Here is a 14,970-nt window from a genome sequence, read left to right as displayed (position 1 = left end):
ATCAATCGGTCGGATTCATCCCGCGAACCTGTCGCAAACGTGGCTTGCAAATTTTTCTTGCGGGAATCCCTCGCCGGCGCTAAGGCGGTCAGCGGGACACGCCGCCCCAACGCGGCGCTTATAGCTGGAAGGCTAACATCATGGGCAAGACTGCTCCGGCCGCGCGGCCGGCCAATCCGCGCTTTTCCTCGGGCCCCTGCGCCAAGATCCCCCATTTCTCGCTGGACATGCTTGCCGACGCAGCCCTGGGCCGCTCGCATCGTGCCGCCGTCGGCAAGGCCAAGCTGGCCGAGGCCATCGACCTGACCCGCGAGGTGCTGGACGTGCCGGCGGATTACCGCATCGGCATCGTTCCCGCCTCGGATACCGGCGCCGTCGAGATGGCGCTGTGGTCGCTTCTGGGCGCGCGCAAGGTCGAGATGCTGGCCTGGGAAAGCTTCGGCGAGGGCTGGGTCACCGACGTAGTCAAGCAGCTGAAGCTGGACGCGGTGGTCCGCAAGGCCGATTACGGCAAGATCGTGGATTTCGCCCAGGTCGATTTCGACAATGACGTGGTCTTCACCTGGAACGGCACCACCTCGGGCGTGCGGGTGCCGAACGGTGACGCCATTCCGGCCGACCGCGCCGGGCTGACCATCTGCGACGCCACCTCGGCCGCCTTCGCGATGGAGCTGCCCTTCGACAAGCTCGACGTGGTGACGTTCAGCTGGCAGAAGGTGCTGGGCGGCGAGGGTGCGCATGGCATCCTGATCCTGAGCCCGCGCGCCGTTGAGCGGCTGGAGAGCTACACGCCCGCCTGGCCGCTGCCGAAGATCTTCCGCATGACCAAGGGCGGCAAGCTGATCGAGGGCATCTTCAGGGGCGAGACCATCAACACGCCCTCGATGCTCTGCGTCGAGGATTACCTGGTGGCGCTGAAATGGGCGCAATCCATCGGCGGCCGCAAGGCGCTGGTGGCCCGGGCCGAGGCCAATGCCAGGGCCGTGCGCGACTTCATCGCCACCCGCGACTGGATCGCCGACCTGGCCGAGGATCCGGCGACGGCTTCGACCACCTCGGTCTGCCTGAAATTCACCGATCCGCGCATTAGGGACGGTGCCGCCTTTGCCAAGGCCGTCGCGAAGCGGCTGGAGAAGGAAGGCGTGGCGCTGGATGCCGGCGCCTATCGCGACGCGCCCCCGGGCCTGCGGATCTGGTGCGGCTCGACCGTCGAGACTGCCGATGTCGCGGCGCTGATGCCCTGGATCGAACATGCCTTCGAGGCCGAGATCGCGGCGCAGGTGGAAGCGGCCTGACGGTGAACGGGGGGCGCTGCCCCCCGCGCCCCCCGGAGTATTTATCGAACGAAGCAGACGAGGCGCGGCCTTTCGGGCTGCGCGCGCTTTCCCGCATATCCAAGAGGATAGAGAAGATGCCCAAGGTTCTTGTTTCGGACAAGCTTTCGGAAACCGCCGTGCAGATCTTTCGCGATCGCGGCGTCGAGGTGGACTACCTGCCGGATCTCGGCAAGGACAAGGAAAAGCTGGCCGAGGTGATCGGGCAGTATGACGGGCTGGCGATCCGCTCGGCCACCAAGGTGACGGCGAAGCTGCTGGAGGCTGCCACCAACCTGAAGGTGATCGGCCGCGCCGGCATCGGCGTCGACAATGTCGACATTCCGGCCGCCTCGAAGAAGGGCGTGATCGTGATGAACACGCCGTTCGGCAACTCGGTCACGACGGCCGAGCATGCCATCGCGCTGATGTTCGCGGTGGCGCGGCAACTGCCCGAGGCCAGCGTCTCGACCCATGAGGGCAAGTGGGAGAAGAACCGCTTCATGGGCGTCGAGGTCTTCAACAAGGTGCTGGGCGTGATCGGCGCGGGCAATATCGGCTCGATCGTCATCGACCGGGCGCTGGGGCTGAAGATGAAGGTGCTGGCCTATGACCCCTTCCTGTCGGAGGATCGGGCCAAGGAACTGGGCGTGAAGAAGGTCGAGCTGGACGAGCTGCTGGCCCGCGCCGATTTCATCACCCTGCATGTGCCGCTGACCGACAAGACCCGCAACATCCTGTCGCGCGAGAACCTGGAGAAGACCAGGAAGGGCGTGCGCATCGTCAACGCCGCCCGCGGCGGGCTGATCGACGAGGCGGCGCTGGCCGAACTGCTGAAATCCGGCCATGTCGCCGGCGCGGCGCTGGACGTCTTTGCCACCGAGCCCGCGACCGAGAGCCCGCTCTTCGGCCTGCCCAACGTGGTGGTGACGCCGCATCTGGGTGCCTCGACCACCGAGGCGCAGGAGAACGTGGCGCTGCAGGTCGCCGAGCAGATGTCGGACTACCTGCTGACCGGCGCGGTGCAGAACGCGCTGAACATGCCCTCGGTCACCGCCGAGGAAGCGGCGGTGATGGGCCCTTGGCTGAAGCTGGCCGGGCATCTGGGCGCCTTCATCGGCCAGATGACCGACGAGCCGATCAAGGCGATCAACGTGCTTTACGACGGCGTCGCATCCGAGATGAACCTCAAGGCACTGAACGCCGCGGTGATCGCCGGGGTGATGAAGGCCACGAACCCGGACGTGAACATGGTCTCGGCCCCGGTCATGGCCTCCGAGCGCGGCGTGCAGGTCGCGACCACGACGCAGGACAAGTCGGGCGTCTTCGACGGCTATATCAAGGCCACCGTCGTCACCGACACCCGCGAGCGCTCGATCGCCGGCACGGTGTTCAGCGACGGCAAGCCGCGCTTCATCCAGATCCGCGGCATCAATGTCGATGCCGAGATCGGCGCGCATATGCTCTATACCCGCAACAAGGACGTGCCGGGCGTCATCGGCGCGCTGGGCATGACGCTGGGCGACCTGGGAGTGAACATCGCCAACTTTACCCTCGGCCGCACCAAGACCGGCGACGATGCCATCGCCATCCTTTACCTGGACGAGGCGCTGAAGCCCGAGGCGCTGGAGGCGCTGCGCGCCACCGGCAAGTTCCTGCAGGTGCGGCCGCTGCAATTCGAGGTTTGAACCTTTCGCGCCCCCGGACTACGGTCCGGGGGTTTTCATTTGCGGGGGCGGCATGCGGACCTATGCCATCGGCGACATCCACGGGCATCTCGACCTGCTGAAGGCGGCGCATGAGCGCATCGCGCGCGACGATGCGGCGCATGGCGGCGGTGGGGTGGTGGTGCATGTCGGCGATCTGCTGGATCGCGGCCCGGATTCGCGCGGCGTGGTGGATTACCTGCTGCGCGGCCAGGCCGGCGGCCGGCCCTGGATCGTGCTCAAGGGCAATCACGACCGCTTCCTGCCGATCTTTGCCGCGCGGCCGGACTGGATCGACGCCGGGCTCGCCTCGGGCAGGCACTGGCTGGAGCACGAGACCCTGGGCGCGGCCGAGACGCTGGCCTCCTACGGGGTCGAGATCACCGACCCGGCCCGCACCCATGCCGAGGTGCTGCGCGCCGTGCCCGAGACGCATCTGCGCTGGCTGGACGCGCTGCCGCTCTGGCACCTGATCCCGCAGGCCCTGTTCGTGCATGCGGGCATTCGCCCCGGCATCGACCTGGCGCGGCAGACCGAGCATGACCTGGTCTGGATCCGCAAGGGCTTTCTGGACGATGCCACCGACCACGGGGTGCTGGTCGTGCATGGCCATACCCCGGTCGGCCAGGTGACGCATTTCGGCAACCGCCTGGCCATCGACACCGGCGCCGCCTATGGCGGGCCGCTGAGCGTCGTGGTCTTCGACGAGACCGGGCTGCACCTGCTGGCCGAGGACGGGCGCGCGCCGGTGCAGCGCGCCTGAGCCGCGGCCGCCCATGTGGCAAGGGTGCCAGCGCGCCGGCGGGAAATGTCACAAATGCTTCACATCCGTTGACCGTCCGGCCGGCGGGGCCAGATACTCATGGGAAACGATCATAGCGGTTTCCCGTTGTATTTCAGGAGGTGAAGCGCCGTGCAGTCCCTTTCGGTCATCCTTCAGCTGGCAGGCGCGGTGGCGCTGCTGCTTTTCGGCCTCGGCCTGGTCCGCGACGGCATGGTGCGTGCCTTCGGGATGAAGCTGAAGATGGTGCTGGGACGCGGCACCGAGACCGGGGCGCGCGCCTTCCTGTCCGGGCTGGTGGCGACGCTGGGGCTGCAAAGCTCGACCGCGACGGCGCTGATGACCGCCTCCTTCGTGGATCGCGGCATGATCCGGCCGAAGATGGCGCAGATCGTGCTGCTGGGGGCGAACCTGGGCACGGCGCTGACGGCCTGGATCGTCGCCTCGGGGCTCGAGGCGCTGGTGCCGGCGCTGCTGCTGGTGGGCTATGTGCTGCGGCGGCGCCACCAGCGCGCCTGGTCGGGGGGCGGGCTGGCGCTGATCGGCATCGCGCTGATGCTGCTGTCGCTGTCGCTGCTGACCCAGGCGACCGAGCCCTTGCGGGATTCGCCGGCCATGGCGGCGTTCCTGGCGATGCTGGGCAATGCCTGGCCGGTGGCACTGGCCGTCGCGGCGGGGCTGGCGGTGGTCTGTTCCTCCTCGCTCGCCGTGGTGATGCTGGTGCTGTCCCTGGGCATGGAGCCGGCGCTGACCGTGGTGCTGGTGCTGGGCGCCAACCTGGGCGGGGCGATCCCGCCGGTGATGGCGACGGCCGGGCAGGGCATCGCCGCGCGGCGGGTCGCGCTGGGCAACCTGATCGTGCGCGGCATCGGCTGCCTGGTGGCGCTGCCGCTGGCCGGACAGGCGGCGCAGCTGCTGACTGCCATGCCGCTGCCCGAGACCGGGCTGGCGGTCGAGGCGCATCTGGCCTTCAACCTGGTCCTTGCGGCGGCGCTCTGGCCCTTTGCCGCGCTGGTCACCCGGCTGACCGCGGCCGTCCTGCCCGAGGAGGAGCAGTCGCCGCCGATCGAGGCGCAGCTGCTCGACGGCTCGGCACTGGACACGCCGGCCGTGGCGCTAGCGCGCGCCAGCCGCGCCGCGCTGGCCATCGGCGATGTGGTCGAACGCATGCTGCAGCAAGCCCGCACCGCCTTTGCCCGCGGCGACGACGCGCCGCTGGCCGAGGTCCGCGTGCTCGAGGACCGGGTGGACCGCATGCAGCAGGAGGTGAAGAGCTTCCTGTCCCGGCTGGGCCGCGAGGCGGGCGAGGCCGAGCGGCGCCAGGCGATCACCATCCTGGACTACGTGATCAATCTCGAACATGTCGGCGACATCATCGACAAGGGGCTGGCGCCCGAGATCCGCAAGAAGGCCGGACTGGGGCTGCGCTTCTCGGACGAGGGCTATCGCGAACTGGACGACCTGTTCCTGATGACCATCGAGAACCTGCGCGTCGCCCAGACCGTGTTCATGACCCGCGACCGCGACCTGGCCCGGCAGCTGATGGAGGAGAAGGTCGAGATCCGCCGGCTGGAACGGCTGTCGGCGCAGCGCCACCTGATGCGGCTGCGCGAGGGGCGGGCGGAAAGCCAGCAGACCTCCTCGCTGCACCTGGACCTTCTGCGCGATCTCAAGCGGGTCAATGCCCATGTCGTCTCGGTCGCGCATCCGATCCTGGACGAGGCCGACCTGCTGATCGAGAGCCGGCTGAAGACGGGATAGCACGCGCCGCCGCCGAGGCCGCCGCCATTGCCAGGCCCCGGTTCGGGATCGAGGCCCAAGGCGGTCCCGGGCCGGGGCAGGCCGGCGAAGGGGCGACGGATCGGGTGCGGGCCGGCCCTCGCCTTGTCCCAGGCCTTGGTGGCGTTGTCTGCCTGGCCGGCAGGGATGCCGGGGTTCGCCGTCGCCGGTCATGGCCCGCCTTGCCCTTCGGCGCCGAGGGGCGCTTGCGGTCCGGCCCGGTCAGCGGGCTTGCGGCGCGGCGGCGGGCTTGCCATCCTCGGCGGCGAATGACGAGCGGAGGCCGGGATGCTGAAATGGATTGCCGCGGGGTTGCTCGCGGCCATGCCCGCGGCGGCGGATGTGGTGGGCAATGTCGGTGTGGACTGGGTCGGCAACGATGTGGTCATCGAGGCCATCGCCGATCCCCAGGTGCAGGGCGTGACCTGCCACCTGGCCTATTTCGACCGTTCGGTGATCGACCGGCTGAGCCAGGGCAACTGGTTCGAGGATCCGTCGAACTCGGCCATCGAATGCGCGCGCACCGGACCGATCCGCATTGGCGACATCCGCCGCGGCCCGAAGGGCGAGGACGTGTTCAGCGCCTCGCGCTCTCTGATCTTCAAGTCGCTGCGGGTGAAGCGGATCTATGACGAGCGGAACCAGGTGCTGATCTACCTGGCCCATGCCGATCAGGTGAAGGAGGGCTCGGCCAAGATGTCGCTCTCGACCGTGGCGCTGGAACCGGGCGAGGCCTTGCCGCCCGAATAGGGCGCCGAACGGCAATCTTGCCGATTTATCGCCGGCGGTCGGCGTGCGAAACTGGCATCAGCCCTGCTGTATCGGCGCCCTGCCAGTCCGGGGCGGTGGACAGTGGCGCGGGCGCGCTGTATGAGCCGCGCCAAACGGGAAGGATGCGATGCGGATTCCGTCCAAGACGGCGAAATACAACCTGGGCCAGGTGGTCCGCCACCGCGAACATCCGTTCCGCGGGGTGATCTTCGACGTCGACCCGGAATTCGCCAATACCGAGGAATGGTACGAATCCATCCCCGAGGATTCGCGCCCGTCGCGCAACCAGCCCTTCTACCATCTCTATGCCGAGACCGAGGCGACCTATTACGTCGCCTATGTCTCGGAACAGAACCTGGTGCCCGACCACTCCGGCGAGCCGCTGGAACATCCCGAGGTCACCGAGATGTTCGGCGAGTTCCGGGACGGCCGCTATCCCTTGCAGTTCGGGCTGAACTGAGTCGGGCCGGGATCCGCCTCCCGGGCCGGATCCCGGGTGGTCCCCCGGGTCGGGCCGCCGGGGGGCGTGCCCTGCATCAGCGGCTCGATCACCGGCACGATGAAGGCCAGGAAATTCCGCCGCCCCTCGCGGAAATAGCTGAGCGAGGCGGTCAGTTCCTGGATCAGGAACCAGCCGAAGCCGCCTTCCGGCAGCAGCAGGATCGAGGCGGCGTCCCTGGCATCGACATCGGCATAGGGCAGGCACCGGGAATCGAGGCAGGACGGCGGCAGCGGCCGGCCGTCATCGGTCACCGCACAGGCGATGCCGCCGACATGGCGGGCGACGCAAAGATGGATCAGCGGCGTGTGCGGCCGGCCGCCCAGCCGCGTCGCCTCGGACCGGGTGCCGTGTTCGCAGATATTGTTCAGCACCTCGGCCAGGGCGAGTTCCAGCTTGGCGACCACCTCTTCCTCGGCGCTGCCGTCGAAGCGCTGGCGCAGGAACAGCAGCGCCGCGCGCACGGTTTCGGGATCGGCGCGGAAGATGCGGTGGAGCATCGGCCGGCGTCCCGCCGGTGGCCGACGCAACCGCCTGTCGGGCCGGGGCGGCGGCACGCTCATGGCGCGGGGCTTTCCTGGCCGGCGGGCGGATCCCTGCGGATGGTCAGCACCGTGTCCATCCGGGTCAGCTGGAACACCCGCTCGACATTCGGGGTCAGGCCGGTCAGCACCAGCCGGCGGTCGGCCGGCATCGCCTTGAAAAGCGCGATCACTGCGCCAAGGCCCGAGCTGTCGATGAAATCGACCCCGCGCAGGTCCAGCACCACCAGCGGGCCGCCATCGGCGATCATGCTGCGCACGCGGTCCTTGAAGGCCGTGGCGATGGCGGCGTCGAGGCGCCTTTCGTCGACGCGGATCGTCACCCCGTCCTGTCGGGGCAGCAAGGTCAGTTGCATGTCTGGTTCCGGTATTCGTCTTTCCCGGGACCGTTCTAGCGCGCAAACCTTACCGATCGGTAAGCGGATGCCGCCGGACCCCCCGAAACTTGCATCGCATTTTCCGCATCGGCCGGGAACTGTCCGAAAGATCAGGTCCGGACCGGGCGCGGGCGCGTTGATGTCGGTGCAGGCCCCGGGTTACCCTGCCGGCAATGAATGGCCCGCCCCCGGACGAGAGATGAGCCCATGCGTTCCGCCTTCCTGCCCGCGACCCTGGTTGCGGCCCTTGCCATGAGCGGAACCCCCGGCCAGGCCGGTCCCGTCGCCCTGACCTGTCCCGAAGCCGGCAATGCGCTGGTCGCGCGCCTCTGCGCTGCCCTGCAGGAGGAACTGCGCCGGCCCGGTCGTCCCCCGCTGCCGGCCGGCGAGGCACCGCTGCGGCTGCTGCTCGAGGCGGAAAGCCCGCGTCCCGACCTGCTGCGGGCGCGGCTGATCGCCCAGGATGCCTCGGGCCGGCGCGCTGCCGAGATGCTGGAGCTTTCGGTCATGGATCGCGCCACGATCCCCGAGGCGCGGCTGCGATCCTTCGCCCGGCTGCTGCTGGGCGAGGCGCTTTCCCGGAAACGCCTTCAGACGAGATGAGTTCAGATAAGGAATTTGCCATGAGTCTTGCCAGGTTTTTCGACGGGATTGCCCCCGCCCGCCCACAGACCGGCGCCGAGGCCGATGTCGTCCGCGCCGTCCGCATCGAGGGGGCCGATGCGCCGGCCTCGACCGGGACCGGCTACACGATCGAGGTGGGCGACACGTTCAACGGCTTCCTGGGAACCGGCGATGCCGACTGGGTGCGGGTGCAGCTGCAGCCCGGCACCTATATCATCACCCTGGACGGACGCGGCAGCGGCGGGCTCTACGACCCCTATCTGCGGGTGGTGAACGGCGCCGGCTTCGAGGTCGCCGTCGATGACGATGGCGGCAGCACCGGCTACAATTCGCGCCTGATCCTCAACGTCACGCGGCCCGGCACCTATTACCTCGAGGCGGGCAGCTATGCCGATGCCTATTCGGGCAATTACAGCCTGGGCATCGTGGCGCGGCCGCCGCTGCGCAACTTCACCATGGCCGAGATCGCCCATCAGCTGACCGACGGCTTCTGGGAAAGCGTCGGCAGCGCGCGCCGGGCCTTCGACGCGGGGCAGGGCGATGTGCTGAACGTGGACCTGTCCGCCCTGACGGATGCCGGCCGCCGGCTGGCCAACATGGCGCTGAACGCCTGGGAGGCGGTGACCGGCATCCGCTTCAACCGCAACCCGGGTCCGGACGCCACCATCCACATCACCTTCGACGACGACGAAGCCGGCGCCTGGTCCGATTCGAGCAGGCGCAGCGACGGCACCATCCTCAGCTCCCACGTCAACGTGGGGACCGACTGGCTGAGCCAAAATGGCATCGCCTTCAACGGCTACAGCTACCAGACCTATATCCACGAGATCGGCCATGCGCTGGGACTGGGCCATGCCGGGAATTACAACGGCAGTGCGGTCTACGGCCTGGACAACCACTATCTGAACGACAGCTGGCAGGCCTCGATCATGTCCTATTTCGACCAGGAGCAGAACACCTCGGTCAATGCCAGCGAGGCCTATGTCGTCTCGCCGATGATCGCGGACATCCTGGCGGTGCAGGATCTTTACGGCCCGACCGCGATCCGCACCGGCAGCAATACCTATGGCGAGCACACCAATGCCGGCGCGGCCTATGCCACCATCGCCGCCATGCTGCGCAACGTGAACAGCCGCGGCGACATCACCTTCACCATCTTCGACCAGGGCGGCGTGGACCTGCTGGACCTGGCCGGCGACAGCCACAACCAGCGCATCTCGCTGGCGCCGGGGACGGTGTCGAATGCCTATGGGCTGGTCGGCAACATCTCGATCGCCTTCGGCACGCTGATCGAGAATGTGCAGGCCGGCCGCGGCCATGACCTGGTGATCGGCAACTGGGCCAACAACCTGCTGCGCGGCGGCGCCGGCAACGACACGCTGCGTGGCAACAACGGCCATGACACGCTGATCGGCGGCCCCGGCCAGGACCGGCTGGAGGGCGGCGCCGGCAACGACACCTATGTCGTCGATGCGCGCGACGGCATCGCCGAGGCGGCGAATGCCGGCCTGGACACGGTGCGCGCCCTGGTCTCGATGCAGCTGGGGGCGCATCTCGAGAACCTGACGCTGATCGCGGACGCGGTGCAGCACGGCACCGGCAACGCGCTGGCCAACCGGCTGACCGGCAATGCTCATGCCAACCAGCTGAACGGGCTGCTGGGGCACGACTCGCTGTTCGGGCTGGCCGGCAACGACAGGCTGGACGGCGGCCATGGCAATGACTGGCTGGATGGCGGCGCCGGGGCCGACGTGCTGATCGGCGGGGTCGGCAATGATTTCTACGTCACCGACGGGCGCGACCAGCTGCGCGAAGCGGCCGGGCAGGGCATCGACACGGTGCGCGCCCTGGCCTCGATGCAGCTGGGGGCGCATCTCGAGAACCTGACGCTGATCGCGAACGCGGTGCAGAACGGCACCGGCAATGCGCTGGCGAACCGGCTGATCGGCAACGGCCATGCCAACCTGCTGGACGGGCGGCTGGGCAATGACAGCCTGTTCGGGCTGGCCGGCAACGACACGCTGTTCGGCGCGCTGGGCGCCGATTCCCTGCATGGCGGGGTCGGCAACGACTTCCTGTCCGGGCTGGCGGGCAATGACACGCTGTTCGGCGGGCTGGGCGCCGACCATTTCGCCTTCCACGGCGGGCATGACGTGATCCAGGACTTCCGGGACGATGTCGATACGCTGCGCATCGACGATGCACTTTGGGGCGGCGGGGCGCGCAGCATGGCGCAGATCCTGTCCCATGCCAGCGTGGTGGACAGCAATACCGTCTTCGACTTCGGCAACGGCAATACGCTGACCCTGAACGGGCTCAGCAATATCGCCGCCCTGCAGAACGACCTGGTCGTGGTCTGATCCGCGGCCCTGCCGGGCCGAAAAGGCGCCGCCGGTCCGCGGCGTCTCTGGCCTGCCGCAAGCCGGAACGTCCTGCCGGCTCTCTGCCTTTATTTTGGGCAGCGGACCCCGGCGACCCCTGCCAAGCGGACAATCCGCCCCGCCGCCGGGGCGCCGGCTGTGGACAGCGCGCGCCCAGATGCGAAGATCATGGGCAGAGGCGAGGGTGAGCGATGACGATGTACTACAATGAAATGGTCGAGGGCAGCCAGGTGCGCGAGCCCTATGCCCTGCTTTCGGACTGGATCGAAACCATGCCGGCCGAAATCCGGCAGATGAAGCAGGCCGAGGCCGAGGCGCTGTTCCGCCGCATCGGCATCACCTTCGCGGTCTATGGCGAGGGCGGCGACCCGGACCGGCTGATCCCCTTCGACATGATGCCGCGGGTGTTCCTGCAAGCGGAATGGCGGCGGCTGGAACGCGGCATCAAGCAGCGGGCGCGGGCGCTGAACGCCTTCCTGCGCGACGTCTACGGCCGGGGCGAGATCATCCGCGCCGGCCGCGTCCCGGCGCGGCTGGTCTATCAGAACGCCGCCTATGAAAAGGCGGTGGTGGGCTTCGTGCCGCCGCGCGGCGTCTTCTCGCATATCGTCGGCATCGACATCGTCCGCACCGGCCGGGACGAGTTCCATGTGCTCGAGGACAATTGCCGCACCCCCTCGGGCGTCAGCTACATGCTGGAGAACCGCGAGATCATGATGCGCATGTTCCCGGCGCTGTTCCGCAACAATCGCATCGAGCCGGTGGACCAGTATCCCGAACTTTTGCGCCGCACGCTGGCCTCTGTCGCGCCGGCGAAATGCGAAGGCACGCCGACCGTGGTGATCCTGACGCCGGGCCATTACAACAGCGCCTATTACGAGCACAGCTTCCTGGCGAACCTGATGGGCGTCGAGCTGGTCGAGGGCAGCGACCTGTTCGTGGACGCGGGCTTCGTCTACATGCGCACCACCCAGGGGCCGAAGCGGGTGGACGTGATCTATCGCCGCATCGACGACCAGTTTCTCGATCCCCTGTGCTTCCGGCGCGATTCCATGCTGGGCGTGCCGGGGCTGATGGATGTCTATCGTTCGGGCGGGGTCTCGATCGCCTCGGCCCCGGGGGCCGGGGTGGCCGACGACAAGGCGATCTATACCTTCGTGCCCGAGATGATCCGCTTCTACCTGGGAGAGGAGCCGATCCTGCGCAACGTCCAGACCTGGACGCTGTGGAAGGACGAGGATTACCGCTATGTCATGGCCAACCTGGCCGAGCTGGTGGTCAAGGAGGTGCATGGCTCGGGCGGCTACGGCATGCTGATCGGTCCCCGCGCCAGCAAGGCCGAGATCGCGGATTTCGCCGAGCGCATCCGCGCCAATCCGCACAATTACATCGCCCAGCCGACCCTGGCGCTGTCCACCTGCCCGACCTTCGTGGAGGAGGGGGTGGCGCCGCGCCATGTCGACCTGCGGCCCTTCTGCCTGTGCGGCGACCGGGTCGAGCTGGTGCCGGGCGGGCTGACCCGCGTCGCCCTGCGCGAGGGTTCGCTGGTGGTGAACTCGTCGCAGGGCGGCGGGGTCAAGGACACCTGGGTCCTGTCGGAATAATGGGAGGGTCAGCCATGCTCAGCCGCACCGCCGCCAACCTGTTCTGGATGGGCCGTCACCTGGAACGCGCCGAGACCGCCGCCCGGCTTCTGGACGTGGGCGCGCGCATCACTCTGCTGCCCAACACCGAGGAGGGCTATCGCAACGAATGGGAATCGCTGCTGCGGGCATCCGGCGCGCAGGCCGCCTTCGCCGAACGCTATGGCGCCGCGATCACCCAGGAGAACATCGAATCCTGGCTGTTCTTCGACCAGGACAACCCGTCCTCGGTCGCCTCCTGCATCGAGCGGGCGCGCGAGGGCGGGCGCATCGTGCGCACGGCGCTGACCAGCCAGGTCTGGGATGCGCTGAACCTCGGCTACCAGGAATTGCGCGCCCTGCAGCGCCGGCCGCGCAGCCAGCTCGACACCGCGATGCTGACCGATTTCACCATGCGCCACGGCGCCACCGTGCGCGGCGCCATCAATGCCACGCAGCTGCGCAACGACGGCTGGCATTTCCTGAACCTAGGCTATGCGCTGGAACGCGCCGACGCCACCGCCCGGCTGCTGGACGTGAAGTATTTCGTGCTGCTGCCGCGGGTGGAATTCGTCGGCTCCGGCCTCGACAACTACCAGTGGCAGGTGATCCTGCGGGCGCTGTCGGCGCACCGGGCCTTCCACTGGGCCTATGGCGGCGAGGTGACGGCCGGCAAGGTCGCGGATTTCCTGATCCTGAACGGCGAGAGCCCGCGCTCGCTGCTGACCTCGCTCTACGAGGCGGTCTGGCACCTGGACGGGCTGGTGCGCCGCTATGGCGAGGAGGTGCCGCAAACCGGCTCGGTCAAGGCACATGAGACGCTGAACGCGCTGATGGCGCGCGACATCGAGGCGATCTTCGACGAGGGGCTGCACGAATTCCTGTCCTGGTTCATCAACGAACTGGCCGGCATCTCGAATGCGGTGCACGAGGATTATCTGAGCGGACGGATGTAGGGGGACGTCATGCGGTTGAAGATCACCCACGAGACCAGCTATCGCTATGACCATCCGGCGCAGGCGCTGGTGCAGAGCCTGCGGCTGACGCCCTCGGTCCACGAGGGGCAGCGGGTGGCGGACTGGCGGATCTCGGTCACCGGCGGCCAGCGCGGCGCCGGTTTTCGCGACGGCGCCGGCGACTGGATCGAGGACTGGACCGTGCGCGGCCCCGTCGAGGAGATCACCGTCGCCATCGCCGGCCAGGTCGAGACCCGCGACACCGCCGGCGTGCTGCGCGGCCATCGCGAGGTCATCAACCCGCTGGTCTATCTGCGCCCGACCCGCTTCACCGCCCTGGACGAGGCGCTGCGCGCGCTGGCCCGATCCGAACGGGGCGAGGATGCGCTGGACCTGGCGCACCGGCTGTCCGCCGCCGTGGCCGCGGCCATCGCCTATGTGCCCGGCGTGACCGAGGCCCATACCTCGGCCGCCGAGGCGCTGGCCCTGGGCCAGGGCGTCTGCCAGGACCACGCCCATGCGCTGATCGCCTGCGCCCGCGAACGCGGCCTGCCGGCGCGCTATGTCTCGGGCTACCTGCATTCCAATGCCGGGGGCGAGCCGCATGACGCCGCCCATGCCTGGGCCGAGATCCATGTCGGCGCCCTGGGCTGGGTCGGTTTCGACGCCGCCAATGCCTGCTGCCCGGACGACCGCTATGTCCGGCTCGGCTCGGGCTATGATGCGGACGACGCGGCGCCGGTGCGTGGCACCGCCTTCGGCATCGGCACCGAAAGCCTGGATGTGCGCGTGCAGGTCGAGGAGATGGAGCAATAGGCCCGCCGCCGCCGGCCTGTTGCGCCGGGCGCCGGGCGGTCGTATCCCTCGGGGAAATCTGGCGGCAGGAAACGGACATGACCTATTGCGTCGGCTTGAAGCTCAACGAGGGGCTGGTCCTGCTTTCGGACACCCGGACCAATGCCGGGCTGGACAATATCTCGACCTATCGCAAGATGTTCTTCTTCGAGCGCCCGGGCGAGCGGGTGATCGCGGTGATGACCGCCGGCAGCCTGTCGCTGACCCAGACCACCATCGCCCGCCTGCAGGAGGCCATCGACCAGCCCGAGGCCGACGAGGAAAGCTCGATCATGCGCGCGCCCAGCATGCTGCAGGTGGCGACGATCATCGGCCGGACGCTGAACCGCACCCGGCGCGAGATCGTCGAGCAGTGCCGTGACCTGAACCAGCAGGCCAGCGCCAGCATGATCGTCGGCGGCCAGCGCGCCGGCGGCGAGATGCGGCTGTTCCTGATCTATCCCGAGGGCAATTTCATCGAGGCGACCGAGGATACCCCTTTCCTGCAGATCGGCGAGCACAAATACGGCAAGCCGATCCTGGACCGGGTGGTGCGGCCTGAGACGAATCTTGCCGATGCGCAGAAGGCGGTGCTGTTGTCGATGGATTCGACGTTGCGGTCCAATCTGTCGGTGGGTATGCCCCTGGACCTGGCCGTCATCCGCAAGGATGCGTGCGCGGTCTCGCATACCCGCCGCATCCTGGAGGGCGACCCGGCCTTCATGGCCATGTCCGCCGCCTGGTCCGCGGCGCTGCGCGACAGTTTCGTGAAGGTCACGATCTGA

The 14,970-nt window shown here is 68.3% G+C and carries 14 protein-coding genes; 12 read left to right on the top strand and 2 right to left on the bottom strand.

What is annotated here, in order from left to right:
* Positions 1 to 140: 140 nt before the first annotated feature.
* From I9P22_RS05400 to hspQ, 6 genes are all read left to right on the top strand, one after another.
* On the top strand, positions 141 to 1,295 hold the full coding sequence (locus I9P22_RS05400) for a phosphoserine transaminase (RefSeq protein ID WP_199258334.1): 1,155 nt from the start codon (positions 141 to 143) through the stop codon (positions 1,293 to 1,295).
* Between the two features lie 116 nt (positions 1,296 to 1,411).
* Positions 1,412 to 3,001 carry a phosphoglycerate dehydrogenase gene (serA, locus tag I9P22_RS05395; RefSeq protein WP_199258333.1) on the top strand — a complete coding sequence of 530 codons (1,590 nt, stop codon included), beginning with the start codon at positions 1,412 to 1,414 and terminating at the stop codon, positions 2,999 to 3,001.
* 52 nt (positions 3,002 to 3,053) lie between these two features.
* A complete protein-coding gene (locus tag I9P22_RS05390; protein ID WP_199258332.1) occupies positions 3,054 to 3,782 on the top strand; it encodes a metallophosphoesterase in 729 nt (242 codons plus the stop codon).
* A 150-nt stretch (positions 3,783 to 3,932) separates the two neighbouring features.
* Positions 3,933 to 5,561: a Na/Pi cotransporter family protein gene (locus I9P22_RS05385; RefSeq protein ID WP_199258331.1), complete on the top strand. Its 1,629-nt coding sequence runs from the start codon at positions 3,933 to 3,935 to the stop codon at positions 5,559 to 5,561.
* 306 nt (positions 5,562 to 5,867) lie between these two features.
* Entirely contained in the window at positions 5,868 to 6,329 is a 462-nt protein-coding gene (locus I9P22_RS05380; RefSeq protein WP_199258330.1) for a CreA family protein, read from the top strand.
* 148 nt (positions 6,330 to 6,477) lie between these two features.
* The gene (hspQ, locus tag I9P22_RS05375) at positions 6,478 to 6,810 is read left to right on the top strand and encodes a heat shock protein HspQ (protein WP_199258329.1); all 333 of its coding nucleotides are present in this window, start codon (positions 6,478 to 6,480) and stop codon (positions 6,808 to 6,810) included.
* Here the strand turns inward: hspQ and I9P22_RS05370 are convergent.
* Complete coding sequence (locus I9P22_RS05370) at positions 6,783 to 7,349, bottom strand: ATP-binding protein (protein WP_233253232.1); 567 nt, start codon at positions 7,347 to 7,349, stop codon at positions 6,783 to 6,785. The two genes, hspQ and I9P22_RS05370, sit on opposite strands and share 28 nt — an antisense overlap.
* Before the next feature lie 59 nt (positions 7,350 to 7,408).
* Positions 7,409 to 7,747 carry an STAS domain-containing protein gene (locus tag I9P22_RS05365; protein ID WP_199258327.1) on the bottom strand — a complete coding sequence of 113 codons (339 nt, stop codon included), beginning with the start codon at positions 7,745 to 7,747 and terminating at the stop codon, positions 7,409 to 7,411.
* 273 nt (positions 7,748 to 8,020) lie between these two features.
* On the opposite strand from I9P22_RS05365, the gene I9P22_RS05360 reads away from it, so the two are divergent.
* The 6 genes from I9P22_RS05360 to I9P22_RS05335 all read left to right on the top strand — a co-directional run bounded on the left by I9P22_RS05360 (position 8,021) and on the right by I9P22_RS05335 (position 14,970).
* Positions 8,021 to 8,371, top strand: a complete 351-nt coding sequence (locus I9P22_RS05360; protein ID WP_199258326.1) for a hypothetical protein — start codon at positions 8,021 to 8,023, stop codon at positions 8,369 to 8,371.
* A 20-nt stretch (positions 8,372 to 8,391) separates the two neighbouring features.
* Positions 8,392 to 10,752, top strand: a complete 2,361-nt coding sequence (locus tag I9P22_RS24830) for a M10 family metallopeptidase (protein ID WP_269846627.1) — start codon at positions 8,392 to 8,394, stop codon at positions 10,750 to 10,752.
* A 212-nt stretch (positions 10,753 to 10,964) separates the two neighbouring features.
* On the top strand, positions 10,965 to 12,377 hold the full coding sequence (locus tag I9P22_RS05350) for a circularly permuted type 2 ATP-grasp protein (protein ID WP_199258324.1): 1,413 nt from the start codon (positions 10,965 to 10,967) through the stop codon (positions 12,375 to 12,377).
* A gap of 14 nt (positions 12,378 to 12,391) precedes the next feature.
* A complete protein-coding gene (locus I9P22_RS05345) occupies positions 12,392 to 13,351 on the top strand; it encodes an alpha-E domain-containing protein (protein WP_199258323.1) in 960 nt (319 codons plus the stop codon).
* Positions 13,352 to 13,360: 9 nt separating this feature from the next.
* On the top strand, positions 13,361 to 14,167 hold the full coding sequence (locus tag I9P22_RS05340; protein WP_199258322.1) for a transglutaminase family protein: 807 nt from the start codon (positions 13,361 to 13,363) through the stop codon (positions 14,165 to 14,167).
* 77 nt (positions 14,168 to 14,244) lie between these two features.
* Positions 14,245 to 14,970, top strand: coding sequence for a proteasome-type protease (locus tag I9P22_RS05335; RefSeq protein WP_199258321.1), 726 nt, complete (start codon positions 14,245 to 14,247; stop codon positions 14,968 to 14,970).

The organism is Paracoccus binzhouensis (genome assembly GCF_016446475.1).
Taxonomy (GTDB): domain Bacteria; phylum Pseudomonadota; class Alphaproteobacteria; order Rhodobacterales; family Rhodobacteraceae; genus Paracoccus; species Paracoccus binzhouensis.
The sequence above is the reverse complement of the archived record's forward strand: the minus strand, read 5'-3'. Positions and strand labels throughout refer to the sequence as shown.

Excerpts from the sequence above, each read along its gene's own strand:
- I9P22_RS05400 (WP_199258334.1), top strand. The coding sequence starts at position 141 with ATGGGCAAGACTGCTCCGGCCGCGCGGCCGGCCAATCCGCGCTTTTCC.
- serA (WP_199258333.1), top strand. The coding sequence starts at position 1,412 with ATGCCCAAGGTTCTTGTTTCGGACAAGCTTTCGGAAACCGCCGTGCAG.
- I9P22_RS05390 (WP_199258332.1), top strand. The coding sequence starts at position 3,054 with ATGCGGACCTATGCCATCGGCGACATCCACGGGCATCTCGACCTGCTG.
- I9P22_RS05380 (WP_199258330.1), top strand. The coding sequence starts at position 5,868 with ATGCTGAAATGGATTGCCGCGGGGTTGCTCGCGGCCATGCCCGCGGCG.
- hspQ (WP_199258329.1), top strand. The coding sequence starts at position 6,478 with ATGCGGATTCCGTCCAAGACGGCGAAATACAACCTGGGCCAGGTGGTC.
- I9P22_RS05370 (WP_233253232.1), bottom strand. The coding sequence starts at position 7,349 with ATGCTCCACCGCATCTTCCGCGCCGATCCCGAAACCGTGCGCGCGGCG.
- I9P22_RS05365 (WP_199258327.1), bottom strand. The coding sequence starts at position 7,747 with ATGCAACTGACCTTGCTGCCCCGACAGGACGGGGTGACGATCCGCGTC.
- I9P22_RS05360 (WP_199258326.1), top strand. The coding sequence starts at position 8,021 with ATGAGCGGAACCCCCGGCCAGGCCGGTCCCGTCGCCCTGACCTGTCCC.
- I9P22_RS24830 (WP_269846627.1), top strand. The coding sequence starts at position 8,392 with ATGAGTCTTGCCAGGTTTTTCGACGGGATTGCCCCCGCCCGCCCACAG.
- I9P22_RS05350 (WP_199258324.1), top strand. The coding sequence starts at position 10,965 with ATGACGATGTACTACAATGAAATGGTCGAGGGCAGCCAGGTGCGCGAG.
- I9P22_RS05345 (WP_199258323.1), top strand. The coding sequence starts at position 12,392 with ATGCTCAGCCGCACCGCCGCCAACCTGTTCTGGATGGGCCGTCACCTG.
- I9P22_RS05340 (WP_199258322.1), top strand. The coding sequence starts at position 13,361 with ATGCGGTTGAAGATCACCCACGAGACCAGCTATCGCTATGACCATCCG.
- I9P22_RS05335 (WP_199258321.1), top strand. The coding sequence starts at position 14,245 with ATGACCTATTGCGTCGGCTTGAAGCTCAACGAGGGGCTGGTCCTGCTT.